At 46.0% G+C, this 21,826-nt stretch carries 14 protein-coding genes; 6 read left to right on the top strand and 8 right to left on the bottom strand.

Annotation, left to right across the window (positions count from 1 at the left end; all coding sequences use genetic code 11):
* Positions 1–98: 98 nt before the first annotated feature.
* The 4 genes from betA to AB4154_RS09570 form a co-directional block, all read right to left on the bottom strand.
* Positions 99–1,811: a choline dehydrogenase gene (betA, locus tag AB4154_RS09585; protein ID WP_372122816.1), complete on the bottom strand. Its 1,713-nt coding sequence runs from the start codon at positions 1,809–1,811 to the stop codon at positions 99–101.
* A 72-nt stretch (positions 1,812–1,883) separates the two neighbouring features.
* Entirely contained in the window at positions 1,884–3,344 is a 1,461-nt protein-coding gene (gene betB, locus AB4154_RS09580; protein ID WP_136978621.1) for a betaine-aldehyde dehydrogenase, read from the bottom strand.
* Positions 3,345–3,469: 125 nt separating this feature from the next.
* Positions 3,470–4,072, bottom strand: a complete 603-nt coding sequence (gene betI, locus AB4154_RS09575) for a transcriptional regulator BetI (protein ID WP_004732441.1) — start codon at positions 4,070–4,072, stop codon at positions 3,470–3,472.
* Between the two features lie 430 nt (positions 4,073–4,502).
* A complete protein-coding gene (locus AB4154_RS09570) occupies positions 4,503–5,600 on the bottom strand; it encodes an alpha/beta hydrolase (protein ID WP_372122815.1) in 1,098 nt (365 codons plus the stop codon).
* A gap of 288 nt (positions 5,601–5,888) precedes the next feature.
* Here AB4154_RS09570 and AB4154_RS09565 point away from each other — a divergent pair, with 288 nt between their 5' ends.
* The 5 genes from AB4154_RS09565 to AB4154_RS09545 all read left to right on the top strand — a co-directional run bounded on the left by AB4154_RS09565 (position 5,889) and on the right by AB4154_RS09545 (position 13,026).
* Complete coding sequence (locus tag AB4154_RS09565; protein ID WP_029235682.1) at positions 5,889–6,593, top strand: response regulator; 705 nt, start codon at positions 5,889–5,891, stop codon at positions 6,591–6,593.
* Positions 6,594–6,629: 36 nt separating this feature from the next.
* Positions 6,630–7,949: a sensor histidine kinase gene (locus tag AB4154_RS09560; protein ID WP_372122814.1), complete on the top strand. Its 1,320-nt coding sequence runs from the start codon at positions 6,630–6,632 to the stop codon at positions 7,947–7,949.
* A gap of 135 nt (positions 7,950–8,084) precedes the next feature.
* Positions 8,085–8,360: a hypothetical protein gene (locus tag AB4154_RS09555; RefSeq protein WP_004732471.1), complete on the top strand. Its 276-nt coding sequence runs from the start codon at positions 8,085–8,087 to the stop codon at positions 8,358–8,360.
* 572 nt (positions 8,361–8,932) lie between these two features.
* On the top strand, positions 8,933–11,317 hold the full coding sequence (locus AB4154_RS09550; protein ID WP_372122813.1) for a M4 family metallopeptidase: 2,385 nt from the start codon (positions 8,933–8,935) through the stop codon (positions 11,315–11,317).
* Between the two features lie 152 nt (positions 11,318–11,469).
* Positions 11,470–13,026, top strand: a complete 1,557-nt coding sequence (locus AB4154_RS09545; protein WP_372122812.1) for a M28 family metallopeptidase — start codon at positions 11,470–11,472, stop codon at positions 13,024–13,026.
* A 139-nt stretch (positions 13,027–13,165) separates the two neighbouring features.
* On the opposite strand, the gene lhgO is transcribed toward AB4154_RS09545, so the two are convergent.
* The 4 genes from lhgO to AB4154_RS09525 form a co-directional block, all read right to left on the bottom strand.
* Complete coding sequence (gene lhgO, locus AB4154_RS09540) at positions 13,166–14,380, bottom strand: L-2-hydroxyglutarate oxidase (RefSeq protein ID WP_372122811.1); 1,215 nt, start codon at positions 14,378–14,380, stop codon at positions 13,166–13,168.
* 26 nt (positions 14,381–14,406) lie between these two features.
* On the bottom strand, positions 14,407–16,584 hold the full coding sequence (locus AB4154_RS09535) for a TRAP transporter permease (RefSeq protein ID WP_372122809.1): 2,178 nt from the start codon (positions 16,582–16,584) through the stop codon (positions 14,407–14,409).
* A gap of 184 nt (positions 16,585–16,768) precedes the next feature.
* Complete coding sequence (locus tag AB4154_RS09530) at positions 16,769–17,782, bottom strand: TAXI family TRAP transporter solute-binding subunit (RefSeq protein WP_017061064.1); 1,014 nt, start codon at positions 17,780–17,782, stop codon at positions 16,769–16,771.
* 317 nt (positions 17,783–18,099) lie between these two features.
* A complete protein-coding gene (locus tag AB4154_RS09525) occupies positions 18,100–19,440 on the bottom strand; it encodes a sigma-54 dependent transcriptional regulator (protein WP_102321268.1) in 1,341 nt (446 codons plus the stop codon).
* Positions 19,441–19,670: 230 nt separating this feature from the next.
* On the opposite strand from AB4154_RS09525, the gene AB4154_RS09520 reads away from it, so the two are divergent.
* Positions 19,671–21,734 carry an ATP-binding protein gene (locus AB4154_RS09520; protein ID WP_372122807.1) on the top strand — a complete coding sequence of 688 codons (2,064 nt, stop codon included), beginning with the start codon at positions 19,671–19,673 and terminating at the stop codon, positions 21,732–21,734.
* Positions 21,735–21,826 lie beyond the last annotated feature (92 nt).

Here is a 21,826-nt window from a genome sequence, read left to right as displayed (position 1 = left end):
CTTTTTCTGCCCTAACTCATACTAATCAGGGCAGTTTTGCTGACTTTTGACTAATTTTGGTTGTTACTTTTTATTATTTTTATCTCAATAACAGAGGCTTACGCTTCTCTTACTGGTTTATTGATTCTTTGCTTCTCTTGCCATTCAGGTGCAATCCACACTGGAACGTCCTGCTCTTTGAGCATTGGCTTACCCAAAATCAAATCGGAAGCACGCTCAGCCACCATAATGGTCGGGGCGTTAAGGTTGCCGTTTGGAATAACAGGGAAAACAGACGAATCGACAACGCGTAAATTATCAATGCCGCGAACGCGACACTCTTCATCAAGCACTGCCATTGGATCATCATCAGCGCCCATTTTGCAGCCACATGAAGGGTGGTACGCACTTTCCACGTTCTGTTTAACCCATTCGTCGATTGCTTCATCGGAAGTCACACTTAGACCCGGCTGAATCTCTTCACCTCGGTAAGCATCCATTGCTGGTTGAGACAAAATCTCACGCGTTAGACGAATACAATCGCGCCAATCTTGGCGGTCTTGCTCAGTCGAGATGTAGTTGAAAATGATCTCTGGCTTGGCATGCGGATCAGCAGAAGTGATCGCAACCGTACCGAGACTTTCTGGCTTATTAGGCCCAACGTGTACTTGGAAACCGTGACCATCAAAGGCCGCTTGTCCGTCGTAACGCATCGCTGCTGGCAGGAAGTGATATTGAATGTTTGGCCACTTCAATCCTTTACGAGAGCGAATGAACGCACACGATTCAAAGTGGTTAGTAGCACCCAGACCTTTGCGAGTCAGAATCCATTCCGCGCCAATCATGCCTTTGCTCACCAAGCCAAGCTTGCTGTTGAGTGTGATCGGTTCGTTGCAGTGATATTGGAAGTACACTTCTAGGTGATCTTGAAGGTTTTCACCGACACCGCTTAGTTCGTGTTTAACTTCAACGCCGGCCTTTTCAAGCACGGCTTTCGGGCCGATACCAGAAAGCTGCAGCAGTTGAACCGAGCCAATAGAACCCGCAGAAGAGATCACTTCTTTGTTCGCCACAGCCACCTGGGTATTGCCTGACTTTTCAAACTCGACACCAACCGCTTTCAAGCCTGATTGACCTTCTAAGTCTTGTGCTTCAAGTAAGAAACGACGCGCCACGATACCTTTCTTCAAGGTCAGGTTTGAACGCTTCAATGCTCGACGTAAATAAGCGTTAGAGGTTGAGGCTCTAACACCCTTGTCTACCGTCATATGCATAGTGCCGAAGCCTTCTTGCTGGTAGCCGTTGTAATCGTTGGTTTCTGGGTAACCAGCGTCTTTACCTGCATCGATGAATGCTTGGTAAAGCGGGTTAAGCTCCATATCGTTACCATTACAAGTGCCGACAGGGCCATTGTCACCACGGTATTCATCACCGCCTTTGTTCCATGATTCAGCGCGGCGGAAGTAAGGCAAGCATGCTTGATAGTTCCAACCCGCTGCACCCTCTTCTTCCCATTGGTCAAAATCACACGCGTGGCCACGAACATAAACCATGCCGTTGATCGATGAGCTGCCGCCTAACACTTTGCCACGTGGGCAGTGCAGTTCACGTCCATCAAGGCCCGGTTCTTTCTCTGTTTCAAATTGCCAAGCGTACTTTTCAGTATTCATTGGGTAAGAAAGCGCGGTTGGCATTTGGATAAAAATACTCTTATCCGTGCCACCAGCTTCCAGTAATAAAACGCTATGTTCACCGCTTTCCGTTAGCCTATCCGCTAACACACAGCCGGCCGAACCCGCGCCGACGATAATATAATCGTAGCGTTGTTCCATGTTTTGATTTCCCTGAGATGAGTCAGTAGGGCTAGCTCTGTTAAGCTAACCCATAAAATTGAGTGTTACGCGTTAGGCATAAGGGCTGGCGTAGTCGCCAAGTTCAATAAGAATGCTCTTAGTCTGCGTATAGTGAAGTAGAGTTTCTGGTCCATTTTCACGGCCAATACCCGAAAGCTTGTAACCCCCAACTGGCATTTCTGCTGGTGAGTCACCCCACGTATTAACCCAACAAATACCCGCCTGCATTTGGTGAATAACACGGTGCGCACGAGAAAGGTTTTGCGTGAACACACCAGCCGCAAGGCCGTATTTGGTGTCGTTTGCACGGCGAATCACATCGTCTTCGTCCGAAAACTTCAACACTGACATCACAGGGCCGAAGATCTCTTGTTGAACGTGAGGCATGTTGTCTTCGCAATCCACAAACACGGTTGGGATAACAAAATTACCGTTTTCGAGGCCGTTGTCTGTCACTTGATAGCCGCCCGTCAGCAGGGTTGCGCCCGACTGTTTAGCTAGCTCAATGGCTTCAAGGACTTTTGAAAGGTGTTCTTTAGAAATCAACGCGCCGATCTGAGTCTCCATGTCCATTGGGTTACCAATGATGAGCTTTTCAGTGCGTGTTTTAAGTTGGTCGATGAAATCGTTGTAGATATTTTCATGAACGTAAACGCGAGTACCGTTAGTACACACTTCGCCTTGGGTGTAGAAGTTAGCCACCATCGAAGCTGAAACTGCATCATCCAATTTCGCATCATCAAACACGATCATCGGTGACTTGCCGCCAAGTTCCATGGTGACTGATTTCAGCGTCTTAGCGCTGTCTGCCATTACCGCTTTACCGGTACCGGTTTCGCCCGTGAACGATACTTTCGCGATATCTGGGTGCGCCGTTAGCATCTGACCAACACGGTAATCGCCCTGAACCACGTTGAACACGCCATCAGGAAGACCAGCTTCGGTAAAGATCTCTGCAAGCTTTAGAGCTGTGAGCGGAGTCTCTTCTGAAGGTTTGAAAATCATCGCGTTACCCGCAGCCAATGCCGGAGCCGATTTCCACATCGCGATTTGGATAGGGTAGTTCCACGCACCAATGCCCGCACAGATGCCTAGCGGCTCGCGGCGAGTGTAGAAAAATTGAGATTCGCTCAGCGGTTGTTGGTCGCCTTGTAGCGTTGGTGCCAAGCCAGCAAAGTATTCAATAACATCAGCACCAGACGCCACATCCACTTCAATTGCTTCTTGCAGCGGCTTGCCCGTATCAACAACCTCAAGGTTTGCAAGGTCATTATTTCGAGCTCTAAGTATTTCCACTGCCTTCAAAAGAATGCGGCTGCGTTCCACAGCGGTCATTGCAGACCATACCGCAAATCCGCGTTTCGCAGATTCAATAGCACTGTCGACATCCGCTGAAGATGCTTGGCCTAACGTCGCGATAGGTTCACCGTTTGCAGGGTTAATGCTATCAAAGGTTTCACCAGAGGTTGCTTTAACCGCTGCGCCATCGATGTATAACGAGTTCATTTCCATTTGAGATTCTGACTTAATTATTGTTATTAGACTCTACTGGTCTATATGTGAGTATTGGGTGCGAATAGTGGTCGTTCTAGCTCTTGCTCTAGGTCTAGCTCAAGGTCTAACGCTACCACTGCGATCTATTTGCTGTGACACGAGTAGAACGTAAGTTGTTTATCTAGATAATCATTGATGATGGCTCGCGCCTTTTGAGCATCGATACCATCTGGGTTTAGTGTGCCTCTCAGCCACAAACCATCAATCAGAGACGCAATCCCGTGAGCAACGAGATCCGCTTGTTCATGATTCAAAATACCTTTCAACTCAAGACGTAAGTGTGAAATCAAACGTTTTTCATTCACACGTTGCAGTCTTTTCAGCTGCTCGTCATGCATTGAATATGACCAAAATGCCAACCACGCCTTCGCGACCTTATTTTCAGCTTGGTAACCTTCGAAGTTACCATCGATGATCGCGTTAATTCTCTGTTGGTGAGCATCAACAGGAAGTGCTTTTAGTGACGTGGTGATGGTATTGGAAAGTTGACGAAGGATTTCACGCATGGTCTCTTCGAGCAGCCCATGCTTTCCACCAAAATAGTGATTAATAATGCCAGTGGAGACTCCCGCTTCTTTGCTGATCAACGCAATACTCGCGGCATGCAAACCCACTCGATCAATCACCGTCATGGTGGCTTGAACAAGCTGTGGTTTACGTATATCAGGCATCCCAACCTTCGGCATTTCTTAGTCCTTTTAGTTTATATTGAACGTTCAGTTAAATATAAAATGACAGAAATTTAGTTAGGGTTCAAATGATTATTTAAAACAAACTCGTAACAATACAGCATTCAAATCAACAAAAACCATTATAAAACAATAAATTAAATATCATTTAGAGAACTAACGAAAACAATTAAAGATTTGAGGTGTGATAGTTATTGGTCAAATGTTTTTGCTTAGAAAGTTCAAGAATCAATCAGTGAGAGTCCTTGTAGAAACTTTTTGGGGAGGGAGTGGAAAGGAAGTATCAAGGAATTTTCATACTGAAATTTAAGACAAGGAAATCCACAATCAACACAGGTAACGAATCAAAAAATGAACAAAAAAGGTTGGCGACAACAGCGTCATCACCAACCTTCTCAGTCGTTTCTAATGTTATTGCAAGCCTAAGCTACTCAATGCGTGTGATGAAACCGTATTTATCTGACTCAGCCTTAGTCACCCAGTGTTCGCCAGAAGCCGGAGCAGAATCCAACGTGAAGATATAGAAGTCGATTCCTTTGTCTCCCATTACCTTTTTAAAGTAGGTCGCTTGCTTGCGATGGCTTTCGTTCGTGTATGGGAAGTCTTTGGCTGTTTTATCATCCTCAGCCCAACTGTGCACACCAACCTGCTTATTAAGCTCAATGGCTTTAGTGGTATCTGCTCGTTGCAAAACTCGTGGGTTACCCGCAGCGAAAAGATCCGTGCCGCCAGAGAACACCGCCCCCGTAGGCGTTACGATCGTCGTCATGTTGTTACTGTGGATCATGCGCCCGGTGTACATATTGATATCATCGTCAGCGCTGCCACCAATATGGTTGGTAAACTTCAACGTCATCTCACTGCCTTGATACAATTTCACGATATCAAAAAGCTGAGAATAGGTTGATGCGCCTAGAGTGGAAGTAATGCGATCAACAGCGCCAGTCTCGTTGAGCACATCACGGTAAAAAGCGTTGAAAGCAAACGAGGTGGTTATCGTTACCTTGTTCCCACTTTTAGTGTTACTCAGAATGGTAGACCCAAGGCTAGTCACGTATTGAACCAGTTCATTGTGATACTCAAGCTCGACGGGTTTATGAGTATTCGTCGTCGTGTTAATTAACGTGGTGTCATTGCCGATTGAACGTTGAGCAACACCACAAGCAAATGAATCAAAAAGCTTACCCTCACTGTAAATCGCACAATCGTCAGCCCCTGCATCAGGGAGGTACAGATCCACACTCTGACCTAAACTATCCGCAAGCCTAACCACTTTTTGCTTATCACTAATATCTTCCGCAAACAGAACGATTTCATACTGCACACCGTTGTAATCAAGTTTTATGGATTCTTGGACCTCTTGTCGCTCTTTATACAACTCACCCAGTTTCGCTGATGAAAATACGTAATCCGCTTGAGGTTTTGCTTGCACTTTGGTGGCAGCTTTACCTGAGTTAGAGCTTGAATTACAGCCCGCTAACAGAATCAAAGGCAACGCCAGTAATGCATTTCTATAGTCGTTCATACCGTTATTCCCAAAATGTTTGATGAGAAAATTCTATTGTTTAGCGCTGAATTTATCTGTCGTGGAAATGTATGAGAATGTCGAGCCTATTTGAACGATGTTTTTTATTTTCCTATAAATGCCAATTCATCATTGAACTAACTTATAAAGTGTTTAATCATTCGCTTTAGGTATTTGGCGAAGCATCTGAACTTATATGCAATAGCGTATAATCGTAATGGTTTATCACGACGAAGACTCGCTCACCTAATCTCAATAAGTGAAACGCACGACAAGGCTGATAATGGAATGACAAAACCTAAAATGATCATCGTGGAAGACGATTTGAAACTTCAGAAAATGTTGCAGGACTACTTCGTCGCGCAAGATTTTGATGTCACGGTGTTGGACGATGGCAGTGATGCCGCACACACCATCCTCACGGAGCAACCTGACATCGTACTGCTGGATTTGATGCTTCCTGTAACTGATGGACTTACAATCTGCCGACAGACGCGTACGCACTATAAAGGTAAAATCTTGATGCTCACTGCTAGCGATGACGACTTTGACCACGTCGCTGGTTTAGAGACAGGGGCTGATGACTATGTCACCAAGCCAATCAAACCAAGAGTTCTGCTGGCCAGAGTTCGTTCGCTATTACGCCGCCAAGACACCAATACCGCTTCAGTCGATGACTCAGACACCCTTCAGTTCGATCAACTCGTTCTGAAAAACACTTATAAGAAGTGTGAACTTTCAGGTGCGGTTTTATCACTCACTGACAGCGAGTTTGACCTACTTTGGTTATTGGCAAGCAACCCAGACACGCCGTTATCTCGTGACTACTTGACGCAAACATTGCGCGGGATTGAGTACGACGGAATAGACCGGACGATTGACAACAAGGTTGTACGTCTAAGAAAGATTTTGGGCGACGACCACACACCAGCAGAGAAAATTCAGACCATTCGCGGGAAGGGTTACTTATTTGTTTCGACCGCCTGGCGTTAACCTCGCTCAATACGAGCGTAATAAAAGAGAGCGATTATGCGACGTATCTTTTTAGAGTCCTTAATAGGGCTGTTAGTTTGCTTTATGGCCGGCCTTGTCGCCTACGAGATTAGCGTCTATCAGCTCAATACCGACTACGAATACGTACTGGAAGATTACGAAGCGGCTGCCCACCAGCAATTGATCGAGAACATCGCTAAAAATCAAGGCCTTGAAGCGGCTCATCAAGCGATAAACCAGTTTGTAGAAACCACACGAAATAAATTGGTTACATTCAGCCCAGACGATGAAATACCCAGCCCCGTTTCAGAGTTCTTCAGCACGAATCCGAATACCTTTGTTTTTCACGATGATGAACGGGACCTATGGTTTCGCTTAGCAAGCAGTGACAATACCTATCACTACCTCCCCAACAGTGAAGCGTTCGTTAGGCAAAAAATAGAGTTGGAGGATGACCTCATTTGGTTGTTCTTTTTAGCGAGCTTTATCTTATATGGGTTATGTCATCTATTTATTATCTTCCGCCGAGTTAAAAAGCTTGAGGCTGCCACTCTGCGTTTTGCGGAGGGCGATCTCTCGACACGAGCCGAGACTTCAAGTGGTATTGCGATTGGTTCACTGAACAAATCCTTCAACCTAATGGCCGACCGAATTCATCGCTTGGTAGAAAGTAATCGCTCACTCACTAATGCTGTCGCTCATGAACTGCGTACGCCAATATTCCGTATTCAGTGGCAAGCTGAAATGTTGAAAGACACCCAGCTAAACGCAGAGCAAGAAAGCACGATTGAGAGTATTGTCGAAGACACGGAAGAGATGGAAAAGATGGTCGATGAACTATTGTATTACGCCAAACTCGATAGCACTGACCTAGAAAACTTAAAAAAGCCATTAGAGATTCGAGACTTTCTCGACCACGCAATGACGCGTTGGAGTAAAGACACTCAACTCAACATCGACCTTTCACTACCAGCGCAACCTAGCTCAATAATGGCGGATGAAACACTACTCAACCGAGCACTAGATAACCTAGTGCGTAACGCAATGAAATTCGCACGCTCACAAGTGTCGATTGCAGCGACCGTGCATCAAGATCAGCTACAGATTGCGGTACACGATGACGGTGATGGTGTGGCTCAAGAACATCAAGCTCGCCTGTTCGAACCCTTTTACGTTGGCGACAAAGCGCGTAACAAAGCCAAGAGCGGCCATGGTTTAGGGCTGTCTATCGTCGAGAAGATCTGTGCTCAACACGGCGCTACCGTGGAGGTAGGTCAGAGCCAAGCCTTAAAGGGTGCGGTATTCACCATTACCATTCAGCTGTGTAATGATTCAGCTGACAAACCCATACAGTAACTACAAAACACCTCTGGAATAATGTTCAACATCGGTCGGGAGATGCTGTCTCCCATGAACTTATTGAATCTTGATAATCACGACACTGCTTTTGTGCCTTGCCATCTCGGTTCCAATCATTCTTAAGGTATTTTTATGAAAAAGTTATTAGTTGTTTTAGGCATTGTTTCTCTAGCAGGTTGTTCAGGTATTAACCACAATGAAGAAGTTTACACAGCGCACGCTGAGAGCTTCAACATTGTAGGCTTCCAAGTTCCGGGCAACACTCAAGATCGTGCAATGGAATTGGTTCCTGAAGGCGCAACCGTCGATACCGTTACATCAACAAATTCTGATACGACCTCTGTTTTGGGTGTTATCAACCGTATTATTGGTATTGAATATGTTCAAGTTGGCGGTAAAAAGCAGTAATTCGCTATAGTGACGTTAGCCACGTACCATAATTAAGTGTCGCAGTTGCCTACCTATATTCAGTAGCCTGCACAAACTAAGTTAATCTAAGCCAGTGACCCGTCGCTGGCTTTTTTCATCCAGCAGATTTTGTGCTCTGTGCCAAACAAGTGCCCGATTCCCCTTCCCTCTTTTAACTAACAATTCGAAAAATAAGCCGAAAAGTCTTCGATTTCTTATCAAAATTGCCCCTAAATTCGCTAAATGGCCTTCTGTTTAAAGTGACACTTTCAAATCGTTGATCCTTCTATCAACCCAGAATCCGTTAATTGAGGCACAGATCAATTTACTCGAAAATCTTAATTTCCAAGAGAAATAAACACTTAATAAAAGTGTCACGATTTTATAAATAAACATATAGGTGCGTTCAAAAATAAACAGAAATGATAACTATCTGTAAATACGAGAAATATAAGTTTCATGAATAAAAGAGATCATTGCCATGCTACTAATTAATCAGATCGAATGATGTAAATTCGCTGTGATTAATTTGTTACGTTTTCTTGGATTTTACATGGAAAGAGAAAACAACAATGAAAATAAGAAAACGTTTAGTTGCCGTTGCTATAGCCAGTGCTATGTCTTTGTCAGTGCATGCAAGTGAATCCGTTCAAATCGATCAACCGATCAACTTTACTAGCTTCTCTGGGTTAAACGCTCAGTTAGGAGTCAGTAACGCCTCTAGCTTCAAGATGGTGAAAGAAGTAAACCTGAAAAAGCGTGGTATCTATAAAGTTAAGATCCAGCAGAACATCTGGGGAACACCGGTATGGGGACATTACCTAAATGCCACCCAAAGTGTCCAAGGTGGCGCACTTAAGTCCGTTCAAGGTCGCTACCTTAAAACAACGACCTTAGAGCGATCTTTTGTTAAGCCATCAATCAACAGCGCTCAAGCGGTTGAACTCGCAAGTAAAGATCTCAAAGTTCAGGGCTTAACCAGCAAATCTTTAGACAACATACAACATCAGCTGTTTATTTATCAGGGCGCATCTAAGCAAGGAGCCGATAAACAAGGCATTGGCGCACAAGGTGCAGATAAAACACGCCTAGTCTACGTTGTCTCTTATCTTGTCGAAGGCAGCGAACAGCCGACTCGACCATTCACCATGCTAGACGCGCACACCGGCGAAGTTATCGACCGTTGGGAAGGTATTGCTCACGCACAGATCGGTACAGGCCCCGGTGGCAACGAAAAAACAGGCATGTACGAATACGGCACCGACTACCACTACCTTGATGTGGTAGAAAATGGCACAGAGTGTGTGATGGAGTCTGAAAATGTCGTTACCGTTGACCTAAATGGTGCGACAGACGGCGACACTACTTACAGCTACGAATGTCCTCGTAACGAACATAAAGAAGTGAACGGAGCATTCTCACCACTCAACGATGCGCACTACTTCGGTAACATCGTATTCGACATGTATAAGAACTGGTTCGACACTGCGCCACTCTCTTTCAAACTCATGATGCGTGTTCACTACGGAAATAACTACGAGAACGCATTCTGGGATGGCAAGGCAATGACCTTTGGCGATGGTGAAAGCTTCTTCTATCCACTTGTTAGCCTAGATGTGTCAGCACACGAAGTGAGCCACGGTTTCACTGAGCAAAACTCAGGTTTGGTTTACGCAAACCAATCCGGTGGTATGAACGAAGCTTTCTCTGATATGGCAGGTGAAGCCGCAGAATACTATATGAAAGGCACCAACGACTGGATGGTCGGCCGTAATATCTTTAAAGGCGACGGAGCTCTACGTTACATGGACGATCCATCACGAGATGGTTCTTCAATCAATAATGCATCCGAGTACTACGATGGCTTGAATGTGCACTACAGTTCGGGCGTGTTCAACAAGGCCTTCTACCACCTTGCAACCACGCAAGGCTGGGATACTAAAAAAGCGTTCGAGCTTTTCGTGCTATCCAACCAAATCTACTGGTCAGAAAACAGTGACTTCTGGCTGGGTGCTTGTGGCGTGAAAAACTCGGCAACAGACCTTGGCTACAATGCCGATGACGTTGTTTCTGCGTTCGGTCTTGTGGGTGTTACCCCATGTGCAGAGCCACCACTTCCACCAGAACCGGAATACCAACGCCTTGAAAACGGTGTTGAAGCCGCAGTTGCTGGTGAAACAGGCTCAAAAACTTACTTCGATATCGAAGTACCAGAAGGCCAAGACAAGCTAACGATTGATCTTGCTGTGTCTACTGGTGATCCGGATATGTATGTTGGTCTAGATTATGCGCCAAGCTCTCAAGAGAATATCTGTAAGAGTGAAAGCGTAACCGATGAAGTATGTGTAATTGAAAACCCAACAGCTGGTCGCTACACGGTGAACATTCTGGGTTACTCAGATTACGCAGGTGCAAATCTGAAAGCATCGTACGAATCAGGCAATGCTAACGTACCGCCCGTTTCTTCTTTCGAACACACGGTCGTAGGCAAAGAAGTAGAGCTGCGTAGCACAAGTTCGGACAGCGATGGCCAGATCGTCTCTTACCAATGGAACCTAGGCGATGGCAACACGCAAACAGGTGAAGTGACTCGTTATACCTACGCTGAAGCTGGTGACTACGTGGTAACGCTAACCGTGACTGACGATGCAGGCGTTACAACATCGACAAGCAAGTCGATCACGATTGAAGGTGATTCAGCGGAAGGCTTCCCACTAAAACTGAAGTTTGGTAACAAAAACCCGAACGGCAAAGCTCGCGTTAAGCTGGCATGGGATTACGACACCAACGACTACTTCGTGATTAAGCGCAATGGCAAGAATGTTGGTGCAACAGACTTCAACTCATACGTCGACAAGTTCCGTCATAACGGAACAGTAGATGTGGAGTACCAAGTGTGTACCTCAAGCGATATCTGTTCAGAAACCAAGCATTACCGTTTCATTAAAACTCAATAATCGAAAGTAGATGCAGGGCTCCTTATAGGAGCCCTTTTCGCTATTTGGCTAATGAGCTATTTAGCGAATGAAACGTATACATGAAAAACCTACGCATTACACAAAAATCGAACCCATCAACATAACAATACTCACCATAAAAAGGACGACAAATGGCTATTCAAAAAAGCATGCTAGCTTTAGCTGTGCTCGGGGGATCGTTAACCCTAATCAACAGTACTGCGGCTTACGCATCCCTAGGTATCACACCACCAGCGAACGAAGAGGTTTGGATCACCACCGATGCTGACGCACAGCATATAATGGCTCAGCATGGCGCAACGGTTTATCCAAGCGTGACCGGAAACAAGCATTCCATCGTCGCGAAAATCAACCAGAAAGAGCTGGCGAAACTATCCAGCCACATGCACGAAGAAACTCACCGTTGTGGCGGCTACATGGTGCACGAAGACAAAGCAAGCGCACTCAAAGCCGCAGCGATGCCATTGACAATGAGCAGCTTCGAAAAGCCAGTTATCAGCCATCAAGACACAGTGAACGATCTACTCTCTCAGGTCGAGCCGAACAACATGGTCACGACCATTGAAAATCTAACCAACTTCACCAACCGTTTTTATACTACTTCTACTGGTGTCGCTTCTTCAGATTGGCTTTTAGAGCGTTGGGAAACCGAGATTAAAGATGTACCGTACGCATCTGCACGCCAGATCACGCATGCCGAATATCCACAAAAATCCGTTGAAGTGACACTGCTTGGCGCTAAATATCCGGAAGAGATCGTCGTTGTTGGTGGACACCTTGATTCGACCGTTGGATCTTGGACAAGCGAAGGCACCATCTCTCCGGGAGCCGATGATGATGCGTCTGGCATTGCAACGGTAACAGAGTCGCTTCGCCTGATGATAGCGAGCGGTATTCAGCCAGACAAAACCATTAAGTTCTATGGCTATGCTGCAGAAGAAGTAGGGCTACGCGGCTCACAAGATGTCGCCAACGCTTTAAGAGATGAGCAAGCAAACGTTGTATCGGTACTGCAATTAGACATGACCAACTACAACGGTTCAGCGCACGATATTACCTTCATCACAGACTATACCGACAGTAACTTAACCGCCTACTTGAGCGAGCTGATCGACACTTACGCTAGTGAGATCAGTTACGGTTTCGATGATTGTGGCTATGCCTGTTCTGACCACGCCTCTTGGCACAATGTTGGCTACCCAGCCGCCATGCCATTCGAGAGCATGTTCAACGACTACAACCCAAGTATTCATACCCAGCACGACACGCTTGAGAATTCCGATCCAACGGCGACACACGCGACCAAGTTCGCCAAACTGGCCATTGCTTACCTTGTCGAAACAAGCCTTGATTCGCCCGTTGCAGGCCCTAAAGAGCTGCAAAATGACGTGCCTGTTGAAGGACTTACTGCAGGATATGGTGAAGAGCAGTTCTTCACATTTACGACTCAAAGTGCAGGTCAGTTAACAGTAACGTTAACCGGCCCTCGAAGTGGCGATGCCGACCTTTACGTGAAACACAACGGCAACGTATCGAAAGCGAGCTACGATTGCCGTCCATACCAGAACAGCAGCAACGAACAGTGTGTATTAGACATGCCTGCGGGGGAATTCAACATCATGGTGCGCGGCTACCGTAACTTTAACGATGTCACCATCGTCGCTAATTTCGTGCCGGATTGGCTGTAAGGTTGGTTATTTACTAACAATTAATCCGAGCAAACACGGCAAAAACTAAAAATCCGCGAGTTCGATCCTAAATAGAATTGAGCGCGCGGATTTTTTATTATCTTAGGAGAAATATTCGATCAATGATCTTCCGTTATCATCAAGCCGTCTTTTTCATCACCTTAGTACAAATGTACTCACCAATCGGCATTGCTGATGTCGCAGCTGGCGATGGCGCATTGCACACATGCAAGCTTCTTGGGCTTTCGGCAAACAGAAAATCATGAACCAAGGTGCCATCTTTGAGGACCGCTTGAGCACGAATGCCTGCTGGATAAGGTTTGAAATCTGACACCGTAATACTCGGGCAATATTTGTTCACTAGCTTTAGATAACCCGGCTTCCACCACGAATTCTTAAACTCGACCAAACCGGTCTTTAGATTATCCGCTGTCACTTTCCAAAAGCCCGCAAAGCTCAGCATCTGCCAAGTGTCCTTGAAACTAAAGTTAAACTTGCCATAACCTTCTCGCTTCCAGCCTTGAACTGCATTTGGCCCTACTGTTACAGAGCCATCAATCATGCGTGTTAAATGCACGCCCAAGAAAGGCAGTTCTGGGTCAGGGATCGGATAGATAAGGTGATTCACCACTTGGTTGTGTTTGGCGTCCAACTGATAATACTCACCGCGATAAGGCACGATTTGGAAGTCGGTTTCGATGTCTAACATCTTGGTCATTCTATCGGCCATCAAGCCAGAACACGTGATCAAGAATCGACTGTTCAGTTGAAGAGTCTGACCATCGACTTTGCACGTTAACTGCACCTCATCTTCTTGCTCTTCCGCCATAATCACTTCCGTGCCTAGACTGAGCTTACCACCAGCTTCAACAAACTCTTGAGCCATCACTTCGGTCACTTTTTTGTAGTCGACGATACTGGTGGTTTTGACATAAATCGCGCCCAAGCCCGTGATGTTCGGCTCTGCAAGTTTCAGCTGTGCTTGATCTAAGAGATCGACATCAATGTCGTTATCATGACAACGTTGATAGAGCGCGTTCATGCGCTCCACTTCCTGCTCATTGGTCGCAACCAACAGCTTGCCACAGTTTTCGACAGGGATATCGTGTTGGCTACAAAAGGCGATGGTGCGCTCTACGCCACGCTTACAAAAATCCGCCTTTAAACTGCCCGGAGCATAGTAAACGCCAGCGTGAATCACCCCGCTATTATGGCCAGTTTGGTGCTGCGCGAAACCACGTTCCTTCTCGACTAAAAGGATACTTTTATCAGGGTGAGCTTGCTGTAATTGCCAAGCCGTCGACACGCCAACAATGCCGCCACCAACGATAATATAGTCGTATATTGAGTTCATAATATTCCTACATTCAATCCTTTTAATTATAGGGAAGACGCGACAGTGTTAGACCCGGTTTGAGGTAACTTTTTTTCCTCACTTTCTGATTCCATTTTCACTTGATTAGCATCGTATTTACGACCGCTGTAGATAAAGATGCCAACAAAAATGGCAACACATACCAAACGGATCACGACTGAAACATCAGGCCATACTAGAGCTATACCTACCGCAACCAACGCTACTCGAGTAATAATATTAACTTCGCTCTCTAGATAACCTTCAATCGCCGCGATAAACGCGTAAGTACCAATAACAGCAAAGCCACCCGTGACTAACACGGAGGTCACATCCCAACTTACCAAGTTAGTGTAGGCAATCAACAATGGTACTAAATACAAGCCTTTGGCTATCTTCCATGCCATTAATCCCGTTCTCATCGGGGGTGTTTTAGCAATGGTTGCAGCCGCAAATGCAGTTAAACAAACAGGCGGAGTCACGTTGCTGTCTTGCGATAGCCAGAAAATGATCAAGTGGGCAGAAAGCAGTGCAAGGCTGATCGCTTCTAAGCCAAGGCTCTGTTCAAGCAGAGTTTCCACAAAATCAGCAGGGACTAACGCAATCATCTCTTTGGCTGTTTCAAGTGCCATTGGCGCGTTCAGCAAATCAAGCTTATCTGGCGCAGCCAACATGAAGATAGCTTTCGCCTGTTCCGGTAACTGTCCCGAAACCAACAGGTCGAGCAACTGACTTTCAGCAATCAGTTTATACAAAGCTGGTGCAGACAGAGTACCCAACACGATATAAGCCGCGGTTACTGGTAACCCCATGCCCAGAATCAAAGACGCCAGTGCAATTAAGGCGATCATCACCAACAAATCGCCGTTCGCCCAGCTATTGATCATCAACGAGAAGGTGTTACCAATACCAGTCGTGCTGATCACGTTGATCACCAGACCAATGCCCACTAGCAACACAGCCGTGGTCGCCATGTTTTTTGCGCCTTGAGAAAGCGCTTCGATGATCGCCTTTGGACCCATTTTGTGATTTTTAGAGAACCATGAAGCCACCACGACAGACAGAATCGAGATGCCCGCAGCGTAAGTCGGCGTAAAGCCCTTCACCAACAGAGTCACTAACACCGCTAATGGGATCAGGTTGTGCCAACCCGACAGCAATACTTTCAATAGAGGCTCACAGCCAGAAGTCACCTTTTGCACACCACTGCGTTTTGCTTCGATGCGCACGAAGAATGCCACAGACAAAAAGTAGATAAGCGCAGGAACGAAGGAAACCGCAATAATATCGACATAAGGAATTTGCGTGTAAGAGGCCATGATGAACGCGCCCGCACCCATCACAGGTGGCATCAGCTGCCCGCCAGTAGATGCAGCCGCTTCAACACCTGCCGCGAAGCGCGAAGGGAAACCTGCCTTTTGCATCAAGGGAATACTGATCACGCCCGTCGATACTGTGTTTGCTACGCTCGACCCGGAGACTGAGCCCATCAAGCCGGAGCCAATAACGGCAATGAAACCAGGGCCACCAATCACTTTGCCCGCCGCGGCACGAGATACATCAATAATGTAGTCGCCGACACCAGATCGAACTAAAAATGCGCCAAATAAGATGAACATGAACACGAAGGTCCAACTGATTCTTGAGATCGAACCAAACATCCCTTCTGATGAATAAAAGCTTCGATAAAGTAACGTCTCAAGGCTTAAACCCGGAAAATGAAAAATACCGCTGGTCCATTGTCCCCAAAGCACTACATAGCTTAAACACACTAAGATAAGCACTGGAATGAACCAGCCCATAGTGCGTCTAATCAGCTCGATGACGATGGCAATCGCCAAGATAGAGAAAAACCAATCACTGGCGATAAATTTTACGCCTCGGTCATAAAGGGCGTCTTCTGCGAAGGGGATATAGATAAGACAAGCCAGAGCCGCCAAGGCAATTCCGATGTCGACAGCCAGCGCTATCTTGCTATTTTTCAGCGAGATATGAGCGGGATACCAGAGTGCACAAATGATCGCAAAGCCAGCGAAGTGGGTCGCCGAGATCCAAAGCTCAGGCAAGGTAGATAAGGTGTTAAACCAAATGTGTAACAACGAGAGGAGCACTCCCATTGTCGTTATTGCTTTGCCCACCCACGGAAAATCCGTTCGGGTCGGCAGTTCAAATTTTTTCAGTTCCTGCTGCAGCGAATCGCTCATAGAAAACTCCTGCTCTCCGCAGCAAACACGAAGAGAAAATCCATAAAGTGAGGAGGTGCACGAACACATTCTTGAGCGAACGTGCACCAAGCAATTAAGTCACGAAGGGGTTAGTTGATGACAAACAGCTAGTTCGCGACAAATCATTAGCTCACGAACCAATAGTTACCTGACAAAAGATAAGCTAGTTAACGATCAACTCAGAAGGGATCTCGATGCCCATCTCTCGATAATAACGTGCAGCGCCTGGGTGAAGAGGAACAGGCAGACCTGCGATCCCTTTCTCAAGTGCCATTGCTTTGGTTGCTTTATGGATACCTTGTAGGAAAGGTAGGTTTTCATAGATAGCTTTGGTCAGTTGATACACATCGTCTTCAGAAATGTCTTCGCGAACTGCTAGGAAGTTAGGTTGGGCAATCGTAGTAATTGGTTTGTCGACACCTGGATAAGTGTTTGCTGGGATCTCGTACTTGGTCCAGATATTGTAATCGCCATTCGCTTGTTTGATCTGCGCATCGGTAAACGACAGGATTTGAATATCTTCACCCAAGGCAGCAAAGGCTTGTGTTACCGCACCAACAGGCACACCAGCAGGCGTATTCATGCCATCAATCGTGCCGTTTTGTAGTGCACTAGCACTGCCACCGTAACCCATAAAGGCGAGTTTAAATTGTTCTGGGTTAACCGATAGGCCCTGCATGATCTGGCGTCCTGAATTCTCAGTGCCTGAGTTCTTCTTACCGATAGAGAATTTCTTACCGTTTAGGTTCTCTAGATCGCTTACCGTACCTGTTTTTGCTAGATCTGAACGCACAATAAAGTGTTCTACATTTTGCCATAACATGGAAACTGAACGCAGTTGAGTTTGTCTGCCAGATTTCTCATATGGCCCCAAACCCTGCCAAGCCCAAGCACCATACAAACCTTGTAGAATTGCGAACTGAGCTTCGTTCTCGTTCAACAACTTTACGTTCTCACCCGAGCCCGCAGAGCTGATAGCCGCTAAAGAAAAATGCTGCTTAGGCGCAAGCTTAACTTTACTCAATGTCGCTAAGGCCACACCCACTGGATAATAGGTACCACCCGTTGAAGCCGTCGCTAAAATATAGCTGCGATCTTCTTCAGCTGACGCATTACTGATAAGGCCAAGAGAAGCCATTGCTAGCGCTAAAGTTTTAACCAGCTTGTTGTATTTCATTGTTACTCTCCATGTAGGGTTATTCACGTTATATTTTTGTTAACAACAATAGATAGCAAGCGTAATGCCAGTTTTTAACTATTTGTTTTAATTTACTTTTATTTTAAAACCTATTCAAAATAAGCCGTTTTTTGCTTATTCCCCTGTTATTAAGTAAGCCATTTTTGGCTTATCGGCTACCGGAATTAACACCTGTAGATCGGGAAGCAAGTCACACCATGTTGCAGTTGTGTGATCAATGTATGTAAATTGATAAATATGCAATGAGCCATTTATTGCTCATTAAAAATCAACAAGCACTGCGATGAAGCCGCTCTCTAAGGGTCAACATAGTCACTTCGATTTAACCCATAACGCACCATCTTTTGGTTCAATGTTCGACGAGGTAAATCCAAATCTTGCATCACGTCATTGATACGCCCTTTATAACGAACTAAGGCATCATGAATCACTTTCCTTTCAAAGCTCTGTACTTGAACCGCCAAAGGGATGCCCGCCGTTGTGGACTCTGTGACAGAATTGGGACGACACGCCAAAATATCCCCAACGGTCAAGCTTTCATCCAATGCAAAACGAATCGCAACATTACGCAGTTCACGCACATTGCCCGGCCACGCATACGAGAGCAGTGCATAGCGATCAGCCTCACTGGCTATACGTGTTTCGGAATTGGCTTCTTGGGTGAAGTGTTCAAACAAAAGTAAGGCATCTTCTTCACGCTCACTGAGTGGAGGCAAATGCAGCTGGGCAACATTCAAACGATAGAATAGATCTTGGCGAAAGTCGGGGTGATTCAGTAGATCGCTTTTCGAGGCAGAGACCACTCGTAGATCAACATGTTGTTGCTGATTCCCCCCCACGCGTTCGACGACATTATCTTGCAAGGTGCGCAGCACTTTTACCTGCATCGACAGCGGCATACTCTCTATTTCATCAAGGAACACTGTGCCTTTGTCGGCAAATTCCAGCTTACCAATGCGTCGTTTGGCCGCACCAGTAAACGCTCCGGCTTCGTGTCCAAACAGCTCGCTTTCAAAGAGATTTTCTGGGATTGCGCCACAGTTGAGCGGAACAAACGGATGGGTTTTACGTTGGCTGAATTCATGTAAGCAAGAGGCGACCAGCTCTTTACCACAACCCGTTTCACCATAGATGATCACGTTGGTGTCTATGGAAGCGACTTTCTGGATTTGCTCGCGCAGTTCACACATCACTTTACTGCGACCGATCAGCACCTGTTCAATGCCCTTAAGGTTATCCAGATAGTTCTGACGACTGTTTCTGTCTTGGCCACTTTGATGTTTATCTACCGCTTCCGATACCGTTTGAGACAGACGCTCTGGGTCGAATGGCTTCTCAATGAAGTCATAGGCACCTTGCTGTAAGGCTTTCACCGCCATATCGACATCACCATGCCCAGTAATCAAAATAACAGGCACATCTGGCACAAGACCTTTGAAACGCCCTAGCAGATCAACACCATCAATATCAGGTAAACGAACATCGGTGATAATGGTTTGAAAATCACCCTGCTCTACGGCGTTTAACGCATCTTGTCCTACTTCAAATGCGGTGACATCGAAGCCCGCCAGCTGCAACCATTGGCTGGTTGCTTGACGCACAATCGCGTCATCTTCAATTAAAGCAATACGCTGCATAGTTTGGTTCCGCCACTCTACATCTGATTAATATCGTCCACGGTATGTAAAAAAACCTCAGACGAAAAGGAGCTAGCTCCCACTTTGAATAACACTCCTTTAACAGTTTAATAATGTTTGTTAGCTTCGATTTGTCTCACTCTCCATTCGCTTAAAAAGCAAACATAAAACCTTGTCAAACCACTAGCTCAAAGAGGCAAGCCACTAATTTTAAAGGGATTTGATCAGAAATGATGAATAACAATCGATATTGGTTATTCCTGTGTACCTGTTTATTGATTGGTTTGGTGCAGGTCACCACCAAGAATGGCATCAGCCAGTGGAAGCTTGAACAAGCCCAACGCTATGCCGAACAGCGCTTCCTTGGCTACATTGCCGAAGCAAGGCGAACCCTTAAGCGTTTCTATTATCTGCCCTACCTAGTAACCAATGATGAAACCAGTGTGCGCTTCATTGATGGTGAAGCCCGCCTAGAAAAACGCATTAAGAAGCAGCTGATTCAATTGGATAAAGCCGCCAACACCAAGGGCTGGTATCTGCTTTCTGGCGAAGGGGACTTGTTGGTATCGAGTGTTGAAAGAAGCAAACTGAGCAATAAGAACGCCAGTACAATTGTTTCGAAGATCCACCAACAAGGTGGTGCGATTTCAGTGGTGACAAAAAACAAAGGCGTGACACCCGATTACTTCATAGCGGCACCCGTATATCGAGCCTCTGATGTGGTTGGCATTGTCGCGGTGCAAATCGATTTGTCATTGTTAACCGATCAATGGTTTGCCGATGGTGAGGCGATACTGTTTCAGAACCCTCGCGATCAGTTCTTTCTCTCCAGTGACAACAGGTTGAGTGCCGATTGGTTCAATGACACCTTCAATTCTCAGCCCACAGCGACAAAACGTGAGCTGTATGACCAAACCCATATTCGCGTGTGGCGATTGCAAGATAAAGATTACCTAATTCAGTCCATCAAGTTAGACGATCTGAATTGGCGTTTAACCTACCTAACGCCATTAACCAGCCTCAACCAGACCACGAACTGGATCAGCTGGAGTGTGGCGGTTGGCTGTCTTTTCATTCTGTTACTGTTGGTTATTCTTTACCAAAGACGCCAGAAAAAGCTCAGCAATCTGAGAATCCAAAAGCTTATCGAAGAGTCTGAGAAACGACTGTCTGGGATGATCAATAAAACCCATGTTGGGTTAATACTGATCGATAAACACGGACGCATTCACGATATCAACCTGATGGCGAAGAACTACTTTTCACTATCTGATTCAATGATCAATAACATCAAGGCGTGGCAGTTATTTGAGGCAGGTAACCCGAATTCAACCACCTTGCAACTGCTCAAAAACTTAGAGCAGCATCAAGAGCTGGCCGAGATAACTAGCGTCGAAACCATGGCAAGACGCAGCGATGGCAGCTACTTCCCTGTTTTATTCTCTATTAGCGCCTTTCCTTGGCATGCGACGACTTACTACCTGTGTACCGTAATCGATATCAGCAAACGTAAGAAAGCCGAAATTGCGGTGCAAAACGCCAATAAAACGCTACAACTGCGGGTCGAAGAGCGAACTCAAGATCTAAAAGATGCGCAGCAAGAACTTGTCGAATCTAGCAAACTGGCTGCACTAGGGCGGATGTCGAGTGCGATTACTCATGAACTCAATCAGCCGCTTACTGGCCTAAAAACCCTACTTTCGAGTAACCAGTTGCTGATGGAAAGAGGCGAGACTAAGATGCTGAAAGCGAACATGGATCTGGTGATGAGCCTAATCGACCGAATGGCTAACATGACTAGCCAGCTGAAGTCATTCGCCTTTCAAAGGCTTGAGAAACCTTATCCTGTTTCCCTAACAGACGCACTGCAAGAAACCCTGCGTATTCATCAAACCGAGCTAGACAGCGTCGATATTCGTGTGCGTATCGCTTCCAATATTTCGATGGTAATGGGAGAAGAAGCACGACTTCGCCAAGTGCTTGGTAACCTGCTTAGAAACGCCATCGATGCTACTCAGAATCAAACACCCGCGACCATTGTTATCAGTGCACATACCGATCAACAACGCGTGATCATCAAGGTTCAAGATAACGGTTGTGGTGTGTCTGAAGATCAACTCGAAACCATTTTCGAACCGTTTCATACCAACAAAAAGATGGGCGAAGGCTTGGGGCTCGGGTTGGCTATCACAGCGAACAACGTGCGCGATATGCAAGGCACATTAATAGCGAAGAACAATTCAGACCAAGGCATGACATTTACGTTAACACTAAACAATAGCGATAGTGAGTAGTTACTTACACAGACCTTGAACTCCACATTCTATTGAAGCGCTAGAACTAAAAAACCGCCCACAGAGGGCGATTTTGATTCACTTATTGGCGT

It is taken from the genome of Vibrio sp. 10N.286.51.B11 (genome assembly GCF_041469245.1).
Lineage (GTDB): Bacteria > Pseudomonadota > Gammaproteobacteria > Enterobacterales > Vibrionaceae > Vibrio > Vibrio crassostreae_C.
The sequence above is the reverse complement of the archived record's forward strand: the minus strand, read 5'-3'. Positions and strand labels throughout refer to the sequence as shown.